Genomic DNA, 19,536 nt, shown 5'->3' with positions numbered 1-19,536 from the left:
GATGATCAATGTGCAACTATTGCAGGATAATTTTGGATGACTTTTTCCACACCCTCCCGGATTCGTTCGGCGTTCGTTTCCGGTTTACCGACGGTACCGGTGATGGCTCCACGAAACACTAATTTCTGTGTCTTTGCATCGACGAAGTCCAGTATTAAAGTGCCTTCCGTGTATTGAGAAACATCGGTATAACCGTACGAGGCACCTGCCCATGCTCCGTAGCGACCGTAACGATAAGGAACGCCGGGCGATTGATGGACTGTTACTTTTTGTTTGGTCGATACATGCCGCACGACATGAAGGTCTGCGTTTTCGGATACCTCGATGATGCCGTGAGCGTACAATTGCGTCCGTAGAGAATCTCGCAGCGCCGCCTCAACCGATGGCGCCATTGGAATCGGTGCACCGGAAGGCTCTAAAGTATAAGTTTTATAGCAATCGAAAGACGCCTAGCGATCATAGTCCGTGACAACTTGGACCGATGAACAGGCCGCCAAACAGAGGCTTGCAACAAGAATGGCATAGGGCTTGATAGTTGTAATCATGAAAAAACCAATTTAATTTTATTGACCAAAGAACCATGTGGTAATTATTCAGTCTCCTGCATCCAAAACAAGTTGTCGACTTGGCTTCCCCTTTTTAAAAAGGGGAATTAATTTAAAAAATCTTCCCTATCCCCTCTTTTTCAAAGAGGGGAACTGAATATTTACACCATGTAACAATTTAGGCAAATCACCAATTCACGCCGGTTATGTTATAAAACCGGGCGTTAAGCTTGATCTCAGCTTTAGCCACATCAGTATTTCATTCATGTTGAAATGAATGCAGCCGGGGCGGCTTAATCAGATTTGTTCTGTTGAAATCGAATATTAGAAATGCGGTGTAATAGTTATAGAACGTTTCAGCGAGAAATGACGATGTCCGGAAAATATGTTTACCTGAAGGCAATTCGAAAACATCAAAGAACAAATTTGCATAGCCTGTTTGGTGTTCCGCTTTATAAAACGCGAGCTCTCCAATCGAAATAAAGTTGCCTTCAACCTCGGGTATGCCGACTAATGTTTTACCGGATTCGGTTCCCAAAGACGAAAGAATAGCGTTGATGCGATACGATGCCTTTGCGGCCTCATTTTGTACAAAGTAACCCTGTTGGCCCAACCATCCGGCCAAAACATCCCGCACAAGCTTTTCATCTCCACTGATGCCGGAAATTTCGAGAAAGACATTCGCACCCGTCGATATCGGTAACAAACTGTCGGCTTCCTGAGGAAGGCTGCGAATCAATGCCTCGCTCAAGAGTAATTGTTCAATAGCTGCGCGTTTTGACTGCGTCGCCACGTGGGTTGTAGAACATGCCGTAAATAATGTCATCATTATCAAGGCGGTGATCAGGAGTCTGAATTGTTTTGACATGATTTTGGCCTTTCATAGATTGATAAACAAAGAATAGATCGGCAAGCGCGCCACGATTTTTCGTGAAAGCCGACATAGGGTTAGCCCGGTTTCAGCTACCAAAATTGTGACGTGCTTGAATTCATTTGACGGTTTTGACAAATTCACATTTTTCTTCGACCAACGGCAATGCATTCGGGTGACCGATGCCGTTGGCAATCAACGCGACGACGCGATCATCTCGATCGTAACCTAAATGGGCTTCCAACGGATTGGCCAGATCGCTTAGGCCGAATGCATCGATGATCTTGGCGATGTTGATGTTGACATTAGTGACTGCTGCACAAAGTCTCGAATCCAGATACTTGTCTTTGAATCCCGGCGGTATACCGTAACTTAACAAGTCGTTGGGATCGCTAAACGCAACGATCGTCGTTTCGTTGACCAGGCGCTCATGGTAACGGTTGCTTGCGGGACTGCAATAGCTTTCTGCTTGGCCGCTCACTTCGGGAAGTTTTCTTCCTAATTGCAGCATTGGCAACTGGTTCGACAGCATGTAGATGGGTAAGCGTTTATTTTGCAAAGCCTCGATGGATGCCCTAGTCAACTCAGTTTCCTGGCTAGAATCGGCAAATTTTTCAGCATTCGCCAAAAGAAACGCAATGCGCTGCATGCCGTCGATCGTGATACGGCTGCCCAAGCTGTGCGAAATAAAAACATAGTCGTCATGCGCGATATGGTCGATATTTTCATCATGCAAGCCGGTACAGGTATGACTGCCGCTGTCAGGAAGATCCAGCCAATCGCCACTGGCCATCCAACAAAATGATTGCGCAAAGCCCGCCAAAATCGCTTCTCTGCTTTCTCCCAAATAAATAATCGGATCGGGACCTGTATCATTGCTGAATTTTTTCAGCATACTGTTGATTCTGGCACGCCTGAATTCGTAGTCTCCCGAATTGTCGAATGCCAGCAACGCTTTTTGGTCTCGAGTAATGTTCGACCAAGTCCATTCATAAAAAATAAGTTCCCGTTTATCTTTTTCGTTAAGAAGCTGCGTGATGCGTAGATTACCGAGTTCCTTATCCGGAACTAAAGGTGCGTTCAACGTGATATTTTTTGGGGTTTCCGAACGTACGTTCAAGTCCAACTGTTTGGCTAATTTCTCCATGAATTGGGTCGTATAGCCCGGCAGATGATCGCCGACGCCATGCACGAATAGCAGCTTGGTTTTACCCTGCTGCTTACCCAAACCGGAGCTAATTCCGGTAAAGGGCTGCCCCCAGACTTGGCAGACTCGGGTATCCTCGGCTTCCGATTTTTCCAGCATTGCCTCGACCATGCCCTTGCCGATTCCGGTGCATCCCGATAACAACATCGTCACTACCATAGACGATAGCAAGTGACCTGGTTTTACATTCAGGTGTTTCGAATTGATATTCATAGGTTTATTTTCCTTGCATTTCAAAGTTGATAGTGAAAAGTATTAATTGTGTTTGAGAATTACCGTACGGATACGTCTTGAAAAATCGTCCTCTTGATCGGTTCTCAGCGCCCGTTCATTGATCAACGACTGTTTTTGTAATTCGTTGAACGGAATCCGGGTATTCAGCCGTTGAGATTCATAGAGATATTCCGGCAAATAGCCGCTCAAAAGTATTTTCCAGGAAAAGCGTAGATGCTCAGGATTGATGCGCGAACGTAGCCAGATGGCGGTCGTGCAGTTGTCCGCCAAGGTATTGTAAAACTCGGGTTTTTCGTTCAGCGAATTGATCTTGTCCAGGTACTCCAAAAACAGACGTTTAGCGTTTTGCGGGGGCCCTTGTAGCCGGTATAGATAGACCTGTTCAGGCGGATCGTTTCGATAATTTGTGCGCAGCCGAATCACATCGCGCTCGTCCGCGACGATATAGATCAGCTCATACTGCCGGAAAAAACCCTTGATCGTCGAATAGCCTTCGCTCAACTCCTTGCGTGCTTCGATCGAAACCGTCAGATGACCACCGTCGCCGAAATTGAAGCTCAGAATCGTGTGCGCAATCGCAGGCCCCATCCAATATACCGAGAACAAATCGACGCCTTCCAATTTGTTCAAGTCGAAGGTTTTCGTGTAATAAGCCGGCACATAAGTGAATTCGCTCCGGTAGTCGAAATTACGGATATTGTGAACGGTGACTTTGTCGCCGTCGAAGGTAGCATGAGCCAACTTCGCGACATCCGGTTGCCATTGCCGATCGTTCGAAGGACTGATCGAAAGCCACCAGATCAGAATTAGCGAAAATACAACCCCATAGCCGTAAAGGCAGCGTTTACGCCAATGTTGAAATCCCAGGCTAATCAGTGTAACCAGACTGAACACACCAAAACCGGCGGATAAAAAATTCCGGATAATGCCGCTATCCGAATCGCCGAAATAAACGGCAAGAGCCCCCCATACGGAAGTCGCGATAATAATCAACGCCATTAATGACAACTCGATGAATCGCCTCATGTTTTGAAAGTGCTCCCGAACTCAAAGATCATGGTTAGTATGTCGATATCACAGTGCCTTCCCCCAAATTGACACTTTCGCTCTGAATGCAATAAACGACGGGGTAATAAAACTTCGCTCAATCTCATCTCAGAACCCTCCGCCGAAGCGATATTGCCAAGCAATGCCCGCCACATCGAAGTCGCTTCCGATACGGGTCGAGACGCCGGTACTGTAATAGATTTTGACGGAGTTATAACGGTTTACGGGCAATGCCAGTGTGGCGCCCATACGTGAATTTTCCAACCGGTCGTTACTTTTTGATCCGTCCACGGTGGTCCGACCTCCGGTATAAAATGTACCGTCCACAGCTGCCCAGATACCGTATCCGAAGCTGTAAACGAGATGCCCCTGAACAGAATAGATAGGCTCCTGTTCACGCAGTTGACCGCCGAAAAACTCATCGTTTTCGCTGAAGAATCGGACCCCACCGGCCAACTCCAATGTTAAAGGTCCAAAACTCTTGGCAATGCCTATCTCCGGTTTGATAGACCACCGATTGGTACCGATGTTAACGAGTTTGTCGGCGTCGTATTGCCCGCCCGGCGCCGTCACTTCTAGAACGGTGCCGATAACAAGGTCTTGTCGATAATGCTTGAAATCATCCAAAGGATATGCGGGAGCGCCGAAAAGGTTGATCGAAAAGCGAAAACGCGGATCGGCGAAGCCGTCCACGCGGCGCTCGCGAGTTTGACCAAATGCCTTGGCGTCGCCTGAAAGCCAGGCATAGGGCACCACTACGTCAAACTTGGCGGACTTACCTAAGACATCCAGCGAACGAGCATAGGCAAAAAACATAGAATGAACCTGGAGCTGCGCATCTTGTAAAGGCAACGAAGGATCGGTCGCGACACCGCCTTCCGTGAGTCCGTAACCCATGACCAGAAAATTCAGACCCACGGGAGTGTTGACATACGAGCGCGGCTCCAGCTCCTGGCCTTGCGTACGAAAAGTCACGAATACGAAAAACATCGCGAAAAAGTTAACTATCCGCATCACAGTCCTCTACGGCCATTGCTTGGCAACGGCTCGAGTTTATATGTTTTGCCGGTTTTTTTCACAGTCGAACCGGTTTGAACATTGTCTTTTCGAATCAACACTTGAAGCCGATTAAAATTTGATATTCATACGCAGACTCGCTTCGAGCGTCGTATCCAAGCCTTGCAACTCACCATTGCTGTTGAGTGTTTTATTCATCGCCGAGTTGATAATCTGCAGATTGGGGCTCAAACTGAGCCAAGGCGTAACCGAAGCGGTGTAATACAATTCTATTGCGTCTTCGTAATCGAGCCCGAGATTGAGCCGCTCGCGAAGTAGCGGCACAAAATGGTCGCTGAATTGCGTGCGCGCCCAGCCAATGCCGAACGAGTCGTCAGGCCGACCAGGCATGACGCCCTTGCCGCCGATTCCCATCAGATAACTGTACTGAATGGGATTCGGATTACCGTCTGTAGCGCCAAAGCTGAAGAAAAGGCCGATACCTTTGCTCGAATCGCCTTCCGGCTGCCATAAATACTGATCGAAGCTGTAAATGACCGCCCAGGTGTTGTCTTTTCGGTTCGCCGGTCTAACCGGGACGAGCAGTTCCGGAAAAAATCGCTCGAGAATCCGACTGAGTATCGGGCCGGGGTTTGCAAGCCTGGGAAATCGTTCGTTCAAAAGCATACGTCCTATGTTGGTAGGGTCCTGATCCAGAGAAAAACGGGTCTTGTCACTCCATATCCCGCTGACACTCTGATGACCGACCAGCCCGAACGGCTTGATTTTGATATTGGCCGCACTAACGACGGTCGTACCGTCATCAAAAGCCTTGCCGACATCATTATCTGACGGCGTGCCGCTCGCATCGAGAGCCATCGCCGCCAGCGTAATATTTTCCGTCGGCAACAACAAAATTCCGCCGCCATAAGCCGAGAGCGGAACCATCGCATAAGCCATCGAGAAATTCATCGCCGCATTCGAAAACTGAGTGCGATAATTGCCGTAGAATTCAGTCGGCGTAAAATCGAACAGATTGACTTTCCCCATGAATACGCCGAATTGGGGACTGAAAAATTGCGTGAATGTCGCACCCATCAGCGCGCTATCGGCTTCATTGATACCGGGAAACAAATAGGATGCGTTAGTGGGCACAACGGCGCCGACATCGTTGTAAAGTGTATTGCCGAAGCTTGAAACACCTTCGAACTTGAAGAAACCGCCCGGCCAGAGTCCCATTTTGCCCATGTCCAGATCAAGCGAGTAGTCGACGTTGCCCCAGAATTCCGCCGCCGTATCCTTACCGCCGGCAACGACACCCTGCGGAAGCAAATACATGTCTGCGTCCAACACTACACCCTTCTTAGCCAATTCGTCTCTCGACCCGCCCCAACTGCCGCTGAGCCGAGGCCGCGATGACAAGTCGCCGCCCCAAGTCGGCGGCGTATCGATCGGCCCTAGCGCGTTGGCATACGGGTTTGCAGCCATCTGCAGAATCGTGCAGAGTAGAATCGGCGCAGCATTCTTTACTCGTAGGAAAGTTAACGAAAAATTCATGGGGTTCATGACAAAAGTCCGGTGGTAAACAAATTATTCCGAGCAAAACCTTTAAATCGAGAACGCAATTCAAAAAGTTGCGTTCTCGTCGTGTTGCGCCTAACCTTAGTTAGGCGGCGCTACCGGCATATAAATGACGCCGTTATTGCCGTAAGCTTGGGTATACCAAGAGGCCCCGCATTGATAATAGGTTATGCCGTTAACCATCGTCGTATTGGGCGTACAGGGCAGGCCGGTCGAAGCTGTAGGCGGAGGTGCCGAATAGACGACTGTCGAAGGCGGGGGTGCCGTTGTCGCGGATGATGACTCCCCTGCTGCGTATCCCGCCATAGCACCCACCGCAGCTGCACCGAGCGCCACGGCGGCGACTTCGCCGTCGTCCCAATGGTTATCGTCGTAATAACCTTGAGGCGGCGGATAGTAAGCCCCTGCCGGCGGACGATAACCTGGAGGGTAAGCGCCTTGATAGGACTGCGCGGTTTGTTGACGATCTTGGGTTCGACTTGTAGCGCCTTGTTGACGGGTCTCGACGTTTTCATTCGAATATTGCTGGCGCTGACTTTGGCTGTCTAGCCTGTAATCCTGACGTTGTGCCTGATTTTCGGTTGAGCTGCCTTGCCGGCTTTGCTGGGTCGACGCCCTGTTCGTGGAAGCCGTCTGCGCGGTCTGAGATCGGCTTGTCGAAGCGGTCTGCGCGGCCTGGGACCGGCTAGCCGTTCTGGATGCCGCTGCCGCAGAACTTCCGGACCTCGCCGAACCGTATCGGCCCGCACCGGAGGAGAAGCTGCCGCTCGCGGCGGCGCCGCTTCGAGAATAACCGCCAGCGCCTCCGCCTCGCAAGTAACCTCCGCCCCCACCACGGGAAGCGCCGCCTCCTCCACCCATGCCTCGCGCGGTTGCTTCATCGTTGGTTGCGATCAAAATCACGATAGAAGCTATAAAAGTTGTTGCGACTGTTTTGATTTTAGTGTTCATTGTTTTCCTCCACTTTCTTCCGGACGTATCGAACCCTCATGTGCAATTTTGTGTAATTCCGCAGCAAAGGCGATTTTCCTCATGCCATCGGTTGGGTTGAACGTAAACTGGGAGTCTTGGATTTCGGGCATCAGGCTCCAATCGAAAAACTGCGCTCTGAATGACGGATGCCCCTCTGCGTTCTTATAGCTCAAGATGATACGAAGCGGCAGCGGTCGAGCGCCTTCCGCAATCCAAACTTGATAATCCACCGTTTCGGTGCGTCCCGCCAAATGATGGGTCGGTGTTCCGTCGACAACAGTCTTCTCGACATAATCGAGCGCCAGAGTCCTACGTTCCAGCTCTTCCGGCAGCCGGCTTACCAGGAGCATCGCCAGCGGCAAGCGCATGCCGAGATCTCTGAGGAAATACATGACCGCCTCGTCGATCCCGCCCGGCTTGGCAATTTGCGCATAAACATTGTGAGTCGGGCTGAACGTCGTTATGTCATTCCCGTCATATTGAACGAGGTGCCGCTCGCCGTCGCTATGCTCGATTTCGACGCGCAATCCGTTGGGCCGACTGACGACAATTCTCCGGCTTTCTCCGAATTCAATCATCTGTCCCGACTCCTGAAGCACGTCGTAACTGCTCTCAAGATTCACACTGTATTTCGGAGTCTTGGCTAGGAATTCGGCCATGCGCATAAGAATATCCTTAACCTCCACCGGTTCGGCGAGTGTATGAGTGACCGCTCCATGGGAAGCCAAAGTTTCTGAATGCGTCACCATCGGTCTTTCGACACAACCCGCCGTTGCCGCCAGAACCGCCCCGCATAGCGCGGTACGAAGTCTCGTTTTTATCGTTGTCTTCATAAGTCACCTCCTTTGGGTGATTGCGTCAAAATGTAATTGTTCATGGCTTACCTCCTCATTATGTTCTTTGGATGAAGCGAGCGGTCTTAGCTGAACCGATATATTTAGGTTCATTCCGCTCTGTCGACAGCCCTTGTCAAATTGGATGGTGTTTCTGTCTCTGCCGATACAAACTCCACTTTGATTGGCTTATTGCTGTCTACATGTACGTCGCGCTGAGGAAACGCAATCTCGATGCCTCGTTCGCCGAACAGTTTAACGATACGATGACGAATATCGCTCATCACACGGCGTCGATTGATCTGTTTCAAATTACCGACCCAAAAATCCAAGGCCAGATTGAGTGCATTGTCGCCGAACTCCTCCAGATAGACTTCAGGAGCAGGAGAGTCGAGCACCAAACCATGTTCTCTAGCCGCTTGTTCAGCCAATAGTAACGCTTCGCGCACCGGAGAACCGTAAGCGATGCCGACGGTAATCGTGCAGCGGATTGACTGATCGGAGAGTGTCCAGTTAGTGACGCTCTTTTCCAAGAAACTGCTGTTCGGTATCAGCATGTCGATACCGTCGAAACGGTGCACTTGGCAACAACGTCCACCGATATGCGTTATCTTACCTTTTACTCCTTCGACGTTTACGATATCGCCTACCTTAATCGGGCGTTCCACCAACAGAATCAAACCGCTGATAAAGTTGTTGATAATATTTTGCGCGCCGAATCCGATGCCGATCGCCAATGCGCCTCCGAAAAATGTAAATACGGTAAGCGGTATGTGAACTCTTACTAATGCATAAACGACGATTCCGATAACGGCGAATAGCGTAAATAACCTTAAGCTCAGCAGTATCGCACTCTCTCGTCCGGGCAGATATTTCGCCATCAACTGACCGCCACGATCGGCAATTCTGGAGATCAGCCATAATCCGATCCCCAAAATCAATAACATGTGGACGATCTTGCCGACGGTTACGCTGCGTTGACTGACGATCTCCCGGCCTTCGGCAACGATTTTATCGTCGACCGTAAAAAGCTCGAAATCCCACAATTTACCGACCGCACCGCCAACATTAATATAAAGCTCATTCAGGCGCTCGCCCAAAGTAACGCCTTCATAACGCAATTCTACCGATTGCTTCAAACTACGTAGCATCGCATCCAACTCATCGGCTTCGACGGCTATGCGCCGTAGCATCACCTCTTGCCGAGAATAAGCGAGCCTTTCTCGTTCCGCTAATTCTCGGTTGCCGTATTCGGGTTTCCAGTCGGCAAGCTTTTTTTCTTGATTGTCCAAAAGACTGCGTGTCTTATTGAGACTGGCAAGGAAATATTGCCGCCATAAATTTAATTGACCATATCCTTGATCGATGTCATGCAATGCATCTTCAAACGTTTTTAGGTCGCCCTCGTTTTCGAATCGATAACGCGTTTCCCAAAGATGACGGCGTGCGACCACTATTCTGCCCAACAACCGCATGACTTTGAGCGTCGTACTCGATGCCTCGGCTTCGATGACTTGCGTGCGTAATTCTGACTGCAATTGTTCGATATTTCGCTTCTGCTGTTCGGCCACGTCCGGAAGCAGCGCGCTGGTGAATGCCTCGGCCTCGCGTAATCGATCGCTGGTTTGGCGCCATTGCTTCTGGAGCATCCGATCTATATCGATCGCTTGCTGAGTCTCCTTGTCCAGTTCCAGCTGTAACTGCGTCAATACCGCGAGCTTGGCGTCAAGATTCTGTTCGCTAAGAGGCGATGCCAGGCTTGCTACCTTGACTTGGCGAAGCATCAGTTCATTTTGGCCGCTACGTAAACTCAGCATTTCGTCCCGAAACTCCCGCTCGGTATCGAGTGATGCGACGCGTGCTTGATCTAGCTGATTACGAAGAGCGCTCAGGTCTCGATACCATCGCAACCGGTCCGCAGCTGCAGGTTCGGCAGCCTCCAGTTGTTCCTCAGCTTTTCTTAACGCTTGTTCGGAACCCCGGAGCGCGAGCCGACGGGTTTCCAGTAGATTGGCATACATCGCTTGTTCGATACGGACTGCTTCGATTTCTCGTTCCTTGGCTCGCAATTGGTTCCATAAATCATCGACGAAATCGACAGAATAAGGCCCGGGTTCCGAAAAACTGAACCAAGCCGATGATTGCTCGTGAAAATCTTGCCGTGCAACGCGCATAGCATTCAGTTTCTTCAATGCATCGAGATGAGATTCATAGGTGTTGGCGATCAGGTTAAGTAGTCTCTTGTACTCCGACCATTCATCGCCATCCGCTTCCGTAGGCGCTCCCGAGCCGTCGGCAGGCAGTGTGGACAGACGGCTTTGTACTTGTGCAAGCCTCGATTTGATTGAGGCTACGCGTTCCTTGCCGGACGCATCCACATCATTGCGCGTTGCCGAATCACTCGCACCCCACGCCAACGGCATTAGCAAAATCAAACAAACAACGACGTTCAAACGCAGTAATGCCTGCATCGATAACGCATGAATCCCAATGCGAGAATTGCTGCGTCGGTTGCCCGAAACCGGAATTTTCATTTAAAAGCCGAGGAGTTTGCGAAACATTGCCAACCCCGTTAGGTTGATCAATTGACCGAATACCCGAGCGCTTCCAAGCAAGACTTCATCGCGCGGTTATAGTTGTCGAGTCCGGGTGGCGGTGCCGATGCGGCTTGTCGCTGATTATCACGCTCCTGAAATCCGCGCCTCATGGCGCCACCAACGGCGCCGATAGCCGCACCCTTTCCGGCATCGCCGGCAATCGCGCCGATAGCCGCGCCGGCCGCAGCACCACGCGCGCCTCCCCTTAGCGTTTCTCTAGAGGCGCTACCAAAGCTTGGACCCGAACTTTGAGCAGGCGGGTTGCTGGGATCGTAGCCGGATTGCTGCACCGACCAACCGTGGCAGTTGTATCGATCCTGCTGCTGTTGTTGCGGATTTTGTCCCATTTTTGGGTAAATCATCAGATTTCCCTGCGCCCAAACCGCCGGTGATACGATTACCCCCCCCATAACACAGACGATGATGGCCTGCATAAATTTGCTAATTGATCTATTCATTTTTGTATCCCTTTTGTATTGTTATCGTTTGAACCTAGAAAAAGCATTTCACCATGAAGATCATGAAGAATAAGAAGTTAATACAATAACTTGTTATAAGTTTGTATAGAACTTTCGCTCACCAAAAAGGTTAGCGAGAATGTTTTGGTAATTTATTGAATCCTTCATGAACTTCATGTGCGTCATCGTTAAACTGCCGAATTTAGGTTGAATGATTGAAGCCGGTAAAGGCGCGTCAATCTCATTGCTCGGGCGGCATCGCGCCGCAATTCGCCAAACGGTATGCCATGCGCCCCGCCCAATAATCGAAAGACCGTGTCACATCATCCCATTGTTGAGTGACGCCTTCGTAGGACTTCTTTCCGACTCTACGATCGACAGCCGCGGCAATCCGTTCTCCGGTCATTGCATCGGTGATATCCGCTTCGGCACCGGCCCTGCCGACAAAAGTCGCTGTTCCGGTGGCCACTTCTTTAATTGTCGACATGACCAATAACTGCGGCACGAACGAGGAGACGGTATCCAATGCGACCCATGATCCCTCCGCCTCGGTGATCGCCGTTCTGATTCTTATCGTTCCGGGTTCGGGGGTTCGAACGATTCGATAATGTTTGCCCAACTCGTCAACCAATGAGCCATGCATGTGATTGACTAAGACCTGTCTTTCTGCGAGCGGCATTTCGGCCAAATCTTTGTTTCCGCTGACCCAAATCCGGACAGGCTCAATCAAGACCTTGTCATAGTTATGACAAGTGCTCTGATAAGACGGATTGAGATAAATTTTAAGCGCCTCGCCTTCTTTTCCTTCCCCGAGCATCGAATAATCCCCTAGAAAACCGGCGGGTTCGACGTCTCTTGCTTGCTTGGTCGGTGCACACCCTAGCATCGGGATGACCAGAATCAAGCCGAAAATCCCCAGTTTTGTTCTTTTGTTATTGTTTCTCATTTCATTAGTCTCCTGATTTGTAACTGTTGTTTCCACTAAATGTATAAGGCTTTCTCCGACGTCTTACCTGAAGTTGTAAGATGAACGCAGCCCATGTGCTGCTTTGGCATAAAGTCGATTCTTCTATTGGTTTAGGGATTTATTCGGGTAATTTTGGAGCCTTGCAATCCCAAGCCGGCCATCAAGCCTCTCTGCCCGAATACCACCGCATAAACGTCGTCGCGAAGGGTCGTCGTCGTCATCGTTTTGGCTATTCCCTCATCCAGAACGACAACGCTCGGGCCGACCCCGATTTCAAATCCCGCACTGCTGTCGAGATGAGCCAACGCGGCATCGTTCATGAAAAACAAAGCATAATCGAACGATTGCACCCCGGCTTGTAAACCGTAAGATCCGGCTACCATTCTGTAATAACCGACCGTTCTGCCGCCTTTTCGCATCGCTCCTTTACCGTATTGCGCGCCGCCGATGAATCCGGCTTTTACTACATTCGGAAACACCAATACGCCTTTTGCTCGCGCCGCCAATTGCCGGAGGTTGGGCGATTGTTGGTAAAGCTTCGCGAGAGCCGCATTGACATCGTGGTCGATTTGCCCGGCGGACGAAGACGACCTTGGTGCACCACCGCCGGCCTGGCAGCCTGCCAAGATCGATACGGTGATGAGTATTAAGCAAGGTAATAAACGAGTTTTCATGGGCATTCTCTGTGTTGATGGATGAGTTTTCTTAATCGAATTGAGTGAGTTCACGATTCACTCCTGAGTCAATTGGTCATTCAATGCGATCAATGAAGGATTATGAGGTAGCCGCTTCAGGGCAGACTCGACAAACTCGCGGGCCTCCTTATTCTTACCCGCACTGGAAAGAGCCAGAGCATAGACATAGCTGAACTGCGGCGCACCGGGATCGAAATCAACCGCTTGTTTCAACGAGGCCAAGGCCTCCATCAGATTCTTGTTACGTGCCTGCAACAGCCCCAGGCTGTGATGAAGCACTGCCGATTTCGGCGCATGATTCAAACCTTCTCGAAGCACTCTTTCGCCGTCACCGTCGCGCTTGAGCCGGCGTAGCAGATCGGCGAGATTGATATACGCCGGCACCCAGTTCGGATCGAGTTGCAAGGCTTCCCGGTAGGCCCGCTCGGCGGAATCGGTCTCGTCTCGAACCGAATAAAAATTGCCTAGATTGACTTGTGCCGCCGGGTCGTCCGCGTTCAAGCGCAACGCGCTAAGATATTCATTCATGGCTTGCCTAAATTCGGCTCTTTCATCAGGCGGAATACTGTGCTCTGAAGTACCAGCGAGAGCCGATGCGGCAAGCGCTCGCACTGTTCGCACCGGATCGCGCAAGAGCTGATGCGCAATCGGCCAGCGCTGCTCGGGCGGCAATTGGGACAAGGCTTCAAGCGCCGAACTGCGCAGCAACGGTTCAGGATCGTTCAAAGCTTCCGTTAAAAGCGGGAACAGTTCGGAGCTTAACCTATTGCCAAGCTCCGCAACCGCGGTGGCCCGCGCGATTGCCGGTTGATTTTTATCTTTCAACAACGCGGTTAACCGCGCATTGGTATCGCTTGCGCCGAACCGCGCGGCATGCAGCGCTTCGGCAAAATGTTGGTACCCCTTCGGATCATGTCCGTAGCGCTGCCGGACGATATCGGCCGCCCAACGGGACGTTTGATCGCTATGGCAAGCATTGCAGGCATTCGGCGTGCTGATTTGTTCCGACAAGTCAGGACGCGGAATTCTAAAACCGTGATCGCGGCGCACATCGACGACCATATAGGTCTTGGCCGGCATGTGACAGTCGACGCACCGAGAACCGGGAGCGCCGAGTTCATGAAAATGATGACGCTCGTTGTCGAATTGTTCGGCTGCATGGCATTGCAAACAAACGCCATTGCCCTCCGCGCGCAGTTTCAGCGAGTGAGGTTCGTGGCAATCGCTGCAAGTCACGCCGTACCTGTACATCTTGCTTTGCAGGAACGAACCGTATTCATAGACTTCGCCGTCGATCTGACCGTCGGCATGGTACAAGCTCTCTTGCAACAACGACGGCAGATGCGAATTCATCAGCGAGCCGTAGCGGTAATCGGCGAAGAACTGCGCGCGTCGAGAATGGCAACGGGCGCAAATTTGGACTTCCTTATCCGCACTGCGTGGGACATTGCGATGGACATTACCCAACTCAGGATCGATCGTCCATCGGTTCCCGAGACGTTCATCTAACTGAACGATCAAGCCCTTGGTTTCGGCATCGATACGCTCGAAACCGGGCTTGCGTTCAGCCCAGGAGACATGGCGAGAGGCCGGACCGTGACAAGCCTCGCAGGATACATCGATCTCCGACCAAACAGTATGATAACTGCGGGTGTCAGGATCGTAATTTTTCTGCAAGTTGGTCGAATGGCACTCGGCGCACATGAAATTCCAATTCTGCGAACGCTTTGTCCAATGCAGTTCGTCTGTATGCTCGGTGGATTCATCCGGATACAGATGAAACCAGCGCTGACCGCCCTCTTCTATTGAACGGCTGTCCCAGGCAATCGAAAGTGCCTGGAGCCGCCCGCCCGGCAGTTCAATCAGATATTGCTGCAGCGGAAAAAATCCGAATGCATACTTGATTTCGAAGTCGGCCAATCGGCCTTCCGGCCCATCGGTGTTCACCCAAAAACTGCCATCACGGCGAAAGAATCGCGAGACAATACCGTCCTTGCTGAATTCAGTGTCATCAAAGTTACCTAGTACCGTGCCGCTTGCCGCTTTCTGCATTGCCAGATCATGATGCGAACCCCTCCATAGGCGATCCTGTTCGGCATGACACTCGGCGCAAACGGTTCTGCCGACAAATTCAGGACCGGACAAGACCATCGCTTTCGATGACGCCACATCGCCATTCGACGATGACGGATGGCCGGATGTCCTGACAAAGATCACCGCCACGCCGATAATCAGCAACACTGCCGCTGCCGCGAACAGCGACTTACGATATGGTCTGACCGGAGCCGACATGTCACGGACTCCTGCGATCTATCGACCGCTTGGCGACCTTCCGATTCATTTCATGTCTTCCCTAAGATCCATTAGAATCCGATCCACCGAGTCGACGCGGATCAAACCGGCACGGGGATATTCGATGTCCAGTATCACATAGACCGTAATCGACATGATCACGGTGAAGCCTATCGCATGGACCCAATTGCGGTCCTGATTGCTGCCGGTCACGTAACCCGCCAACAGCGAACTCATCAACGCTAAGACAAACAGCATCATAAAAATGATCATTGGCGGATGCATGAACCGCGATGTCGAATCACGGTATTCAGCGATATCGAACATTTGATTCAAGGCCGCCAGCAGTAGCGTCGTTGCCGGAACCGATCCCGTCGTTTCGCAAGCTTTGACCGCCTGCGACCAGATTAGCGTTTGCAGATCCCCGGTTCTTTCCAACTCGGCTTCCGCCGCTTCGAGATCGGGAAGTAATCGATAGACTTCGATACGCGAATCGAGATAGTTTCTAAACAAGCTTTTCAGAGCCGGTTGGCTTTCAGCCGATAACAAATCCAGACGAAGATAGACGGTACCCATCGCATTCGCCTCTTCCATGACCAATTCCCGGCGATGATCCAATCGAGAAGAAGCGCCATGAAAAGTGAAGGCGATTAGCAGCCCCATTAGCCCGAACACCGCGCCGTCCAATAAGCCGGACGAAGACTTGTCTCCTTTGTATTCTACCGTCGATGATGTGAATCCCATTCGCCTTCCGATCACAAAAACGAGCAACATACCAATGAATAAGGCGAGCGAACACAATACGTTGAGATAAGTGAAGACGATCATTCAACTCTCCACCGCGGAAACACCGAAAATGACGGTCTTTTTCCTTGATAGGTAGGATCAGAACGACTCAGGTGCGCAACCATAGCTCGGCCTCCTTCAAAGAGGAAGGTGCAAAAAATTCAATTTCGGTGGCGCGCAAACCCTTGCCGACGTACATCAAAAGCCGCTCTTTCCAGCGCTCCTCGGCCACGATCGAAATCTTGAGGATCTCGTTTCCATGCTCCAGCAAAAAATCATCCTCGCCCCACTCCTCAGACTTCTCCCAACCCTCGAAGTCTTCGATGATGACCAATACCTTCGGATAGAAACCTCGTTCGATAAAATCACGAGCCACGTCCTGCAGGGCTTTCTGATCGGCCAGGCGCATGATCTCTCGAATATGAACGGTTATCAGATCGCCATCGATTTTTATTATTTCGTGAGACATCGCTTAATCCTCCTTCCCCGTAATATTTGGCGATTCGGTCACAAGCCGGCGAAGACGTCCCTTTCCCAGGCAGCGGTCGAGTCCGGCGTAGAGGTGGTAACCCAAAAACATCAAACCGATAACGATGACTTTGGCTAGCATGATATTGCGATCCTTATGCTCCCAGACATAGATGACGGATTGGCCGAATATGCCGACCTCACGGTAAGCATGAAAAAGTTTTTCCATGAATAAGACTATGAACGTAATCAGCATATAAACCAACGTCTTATATAAAGCAGCTATTCCCAATGGGTGGCTTGCGTCGAAACGGTTTCCGGCAGGCGTCTTATCGAGAATGATCACGAGTTTTGCGACGATAAGCGCGCTGACGACCGCCGTTGAAAGAGCATGAACTTCGATGTGATAGTCAGCCAGCAATAACTTTTTCAATGTCAACATGACAAGGAAACACAAGAAAAAATAGAGGGTGACCAAACCCACTTCCTTAATCTCTTGTTTCAGCGTCGATAGTAATTTCATGTTTTGCTCTTTTAAACGATTGAAAAAGATTGCATCATTTCCATCTCATTCGGTTTCAAAAACCTCCTCAGTTCACCTGAACCATGACTTTCGGGATATGTCCGGTAAAACGCGATTTTGCTTCCGATCCGATCGTTTCTACGACGGGCGTTGCCAAATCGATACCGACATCGGCAGTTTCATCCGCCGAGAAAATCATCGGCTGAGTGCGTTCGATGCGCCCTTCGCCGACTTTCTCGTCATTCACGAACAGAGTACCCAGTCCGCCTTTGCCCAAACCGCCGCCGTCGTAGGCAAACTCGAAGCGAATCGTCGATTTGCCCGGTTTGAGCTTTTGGTTCGAAGCGATCGTGAAGCGCTGCAGCCCTAGGAAGTTGTAGTCGTAAGCCGGCACGCCGTCCTTGACGTACAATGCCCAGCCGCCGAAACGGCCGCCTTGCACGAGGATGGCGCCGTTGGCTCCGCTTTGCGGCACTTCGATGTTGGCAATAATGGTCTTGGACTTGTTTTTGATATTCAAAAAGACATTTTCCGACATACCGGTCATGCCCTCGGCCAATGTCATCGAGGTACGTCCGCCCATAAGATCGGGACGGCCGACCAATTCCGCGTTCACGCGTTCAAGCACCCGGTCGTCAATCGGCAGCGCATGATTCTTCTCGGCCTCGGCGATGAATAGCTTCTGTAACTCGGCCAATTTGTCCGGATGGGCCTGCGCCAGGTCGCTCACGAGACTGAAATCGCTACGGGTATTGTAGAGCTCCCAGATATCCTCGACGAGCGGGCGGCGTGGCTCGCGTTCCCAAGGTGCCCTATGGATGGTTCTGGCGAACCAGCCGTCGTGATACATGGCTCGATTGCCGAACATCTCGAAATATTGGCTGACGTGCCGATCCTTCGCATTGGCGTCATCGAAACTGTAAACCATGCTGACCCCATCCATTGGGCGCTGAGGCACGCCGTTGACGACTTTTGGCTCCGGCAGGCCGGCGGCCTCTAAGATGGTCGGAGCAACGTCGATCACATGATGAAATTGAGTACGCAACCCGCCTTTTGACTTGATGCCTTTCGGCCACCGGATAGCCATACTGACCTTGGTGCCGCCGTGATCGGAGGCGACTTGCTTGGTCCACTGATAGGGGGTATCGAAGGCCACGGCCCAGCCTGCCGCCATGTGCGGATAAGTCTCGGGGCCGCCCCATTTATCCAGAAATTTGAGCATATCCGGCACCGTTTCCTGCACGCTGTTGAAATAGGTCATCTCGCTGAACATGCCGTTGCGGCCGCCCTCGGCGCTGGTGCCGTTGTCGCCGTACACGAAAATGACCAAGGTGTTGTCGCTCTGGCCGGTTTCTTCGATGGCTTTGATGACGCGACCAATTTCATGGTCGGTCATTTCGACGAAAGCGGCGAACACCTCGGCTTGGCGCGTGAACAAGCGTTTCTCGTCGTCCGACAGCGTCTCCCAGTCCGGAATGGCCTCGGGCTTAGGTGCCAGTTCGGTACCTTCGGGAACGATGCCGCTGGCAATTTGGCGAGCCAAAATCTCTTCTCTCAACTTGTCCCAACCCTGATCGAACTTACCCTTCCAGCGGGCTATCCATTCTTGCGGTACATGATGCGGCGCATGCACGGCACCCGGCGCATAGTAGGTGAAGAACGGTTTGTCCGGTGTCAGAGCATTCTGATACTTGATCCAGGCAACCGCTTGGTCGGTCATGTCGGTCAGGAAGTGATAATTGGGATCGTCGGGCAGTTCGACCTGATGAACGCCGTCATAGATGAACGGCGCCCACTGGTTGGTCTCTCCGCCCAGAAATCCGTAAAACTTGTCGAAACCCTGCCGAGTCGGCCAGCGGTCGAACGGGCCAGAAATACTCGCTTCCCAAGCTGCCAATTCATGCCACTTGCCGAAGGCGCCGGTACTGTAACCGTTCAGACGCAACATTTCTGCGAGCGGTGCGACTTCGTTCGGGATCTGACCGGTGTTGCCGGGAAAGGCGGTGCCGGTCTCGATAATGGCGCCCATGTTGTTGACGTGATGATTGCGCCCGCTTTTTAAGGCAGCGCGGGTCGGCGAACAAACGGCGGTGGTGTGAAAATTATTGTATTTCAACCCTTCATTGGCGATTTGGTCGAAGGTAGGCGTGCCGACAGGGCCGCCGAAACTGCTCGCACCGGCGAAGCCGAGATCGTCGATCAATACCAAAAGCACATTCGGCGCGCCTTCCGGCGGCTTGACTTCGAAGCGGGGCGGAGGCACGGCATTACGAACGTCCAACTCTTTGTATATAGGCCGTTTCGGTTCGGGAATCGGCAGCACCGTTCGATCGTCGCCGTTAACTGCCGACGATTCGGTTTGAGTCGCGGTCGAATTTTTGGAAAGAGATAATTCATTGCAGCCGGCGATTAACAATGTTAGAACGGCTACCGTTATTTCATGTTTTTTCATGGGTATATCCTA

At 51.4% G+C, this 19,536-nt stretch carries 16 protein-coding genes and 1 pseudogene; all 17 read right to left on the bottom strand.

What is annotated here, in order from left to right; translation table 11 throughout:
• Window positions 1-5: 5 nt before the first annotated feature.
• Window positions 6-434: pseudogene (locus ACINK7_RS08920) on the bottom strand (DUF4136 domain-containing protein); the annotation flags it as partial.
• A 370-nt stretch (window positions 435-804) separates the two neighbouring features.
• Window positions 805-1,338 (bottom strand): hypothetical protein, encoded by a 534-nt coding sequence (locus ACINK7_RS08915; protein WP_404360999.1) that lies wholly within the window; start codon window positions 1,336-1,338, stop codon window positions 805-807.
• Between the two features lie 196 nt (window positions 1,339-1,534).
• Window positions 1,535-2,836: a hypothetical protein gene (locus tag ACINK7_RS08910; RefSeq protein ID WP_404360998.1), complete on the bottom strand. Its 1,302-nt coding sequence runs from the start codon at window positions 2,834-2,836 to the stop codon at window positions 1,535-1,537.
• Between the two features lie 42 nt (window positions 2,837-2,878).
• Complete coding sequence (locus ACINK7_RS08905; RefSeq protein ID WP_404360997.1) at window positions 2,879-3,883, bottom strand: DUF4105 domain-containing protein; 1,005 nt, start codon at window positions 3,881-3,883, stop codon at window positions 2,879-2,881.
• A gap of 129 nt (window positions 3,884-4,012) precedes the next feature.
• Window positions 4,013-4,918: a transporter gene (locus ACINK7_RS08900; protein ID WP_404360996.1), complete on the bottom strand. Its 906-nt coding sequence runs from the start codon at window positions 4,916-4,918 to the stop codon at window positions 4,013-4,015.
• 114 nt (window positions 4,919-5,032) lie between these two features.
• Complete coding sequence (locus tag ACINK7_RS08895) at window positions 5,033-6,457, bottom strand: carbohydrate porin (RefSeq protein ID WP_404360995.1); 1,425 nt, start codon at window positions 6,455-6,457, stop codon at window positions 5,033-5,035.
• 105 nt (window positions 6,458-6,562) lie between these two features.
• Window positions 6,563-7,432 (bottom strand): hypothetical protein, encoded by an 870-nt coding sequence (locus ACINK7_RS08890; protein WP_404360994.1) that lies wholly within the window; start codon window positions 7,430-7,432, stop codon window positions 6,563-6,565.
• On the bottom strand, window positions 7,429-8,286 hold the full coding sequence (locus ACINK7_RS08885) for a DUF2092 domain-containing protein (protein WP_404360993.1): 858 nt from the start codon (window positions 8,284-8,286) through the stop codon (window positions 7,429-7,431). The genes ACINK7_RS08890 and ACINK7_RS08885 overlap by 4 nt, the downstream gene beginning before the upstream one ends.
• Window positions 8,287-8,396: 110 nt before the next feature.
• Window positions 8,397-10,820 (bottom strand): mechanosensitive ion channel domain-containing protein, encoded by a 2,424-nt coding sequence (locus ACINK7_RS08880; RefSeq protein WP_404360992.1) that lies wholly within the window; start codon window positions 10,818-10,820, stop codon window positions 8,397-8,399.
• A 47-nt stretch (window positions 10,821-10,867) separates the two neighbouring features.
• Entirely contained in the window at window positions 10,868-11,341 is a 474-nt protein-coding gene (locus tag ACINK7_RS08875; RefSeq protein ID WP_404360991.1) for a glycine zipper family protein, read from the bottom strand.
• A gap of 241 nt (window positions 11,342-11,582) precedes the next feature.
• Window positions 11,583-12,287: a DUF3313 domain-containing protein gene (locus tag ACINK7_RS08870; protein ID WP_404360990.1), complete on the bottom strand. Its 705-nt coding sequence runs from the start codon at window positions 12,285-12,287 to the stop codon at window positions 11,583-11,585.
• 131 nt (window positions 12,288-12,418) lie between these two features.
• Entirely contained in the window at window positions 12,419-12,982 is a 564-nt protein-coding gene (locus ACINK7_RS08865) for a YSC84-related protein (protein WP_404360989.1), read from the bottom strand.
• A gap of 57 nt (window positions 12,983-13,039) precedes the next feature.
• Window positions 13,040-15,295, bottom strand: a complete 2,256-nt coding sequence (locus ACINK7_RS08860) for a tetratricopeptide repeat protein (protein WP_404360988.1) — start codon at window positions 15,293-15,295, stop codon at window positions 13,040-13,042.
• Window positions 15,296-15,340: 45 nt separating this feature from the next.
• Window positions 15,341-16,123 carry a hypothetical protein gene (locus ACINK7_RS08855; RefSeq protein WP_404360987.1) on the bottom strand — a complete coding sequence of 261 codons (783 nt, stop codon included), beginning with the start codon at window positions 16,121-16,123 and terminating at the stop codon, window positions 15,341-15,343.
• A 67-nt stretch (window positions 16,124-16,190) separates the two neighbouring features.
• Window positions 16,191-16,550: an STAS/SEC14 domain-containing protein gene (locus tag ACINK7_RS08850; protein WP_404360986.1), complete on the bottom strand. Its 360-nt coding sequence runs from the start codon at window positions 16,548-16,550 to the stop codon at window positions 16,191-16,193.
• 3 nt (window positions 16,551-16,553) lie between these two features.
• Window positions 16,554-17,072: a hypothetical protein gene (locus tag ACINK7_RS08845; RefSeq protein WP_404360985.1), complete on the bottom strand. Its 519-nt coding sequence runs from the start codon at window positions 17,070-17,072 to the stop codon at window positions 16,554-16,556.
• Window positions 17,073-17,139: 67 nt separating this feature from the next.
• A complete protein-coding gene (locus ACINK7_RS08840; protein ID WP_404360984.1) occupies window positions 17,140-19,524 on the bottom strand; it encodes an arylsulfatase in 2,385 nt (794 codons plus the stop codon).
• Window positions 19,525-19,536 lie beyond the last annotated feature (12 nt).

Origin of the sequence: Methylotuvimicrobium sp. KM1, from assembly GCF_044788715.1 — a bacterium.
In the GTDB taxonomy this organism is placed as follows: Bacteria; Pseudomonadota; Gammaproteobacteria; order Methylococcales; family Methylomonadaceae; genus Methylotuvimicrobium.
The sequence above is the reverse complement of the archived record's forward strand: the minus strand, read 5'-3'. Positions and strand labels throughout refer to the sequence as shown.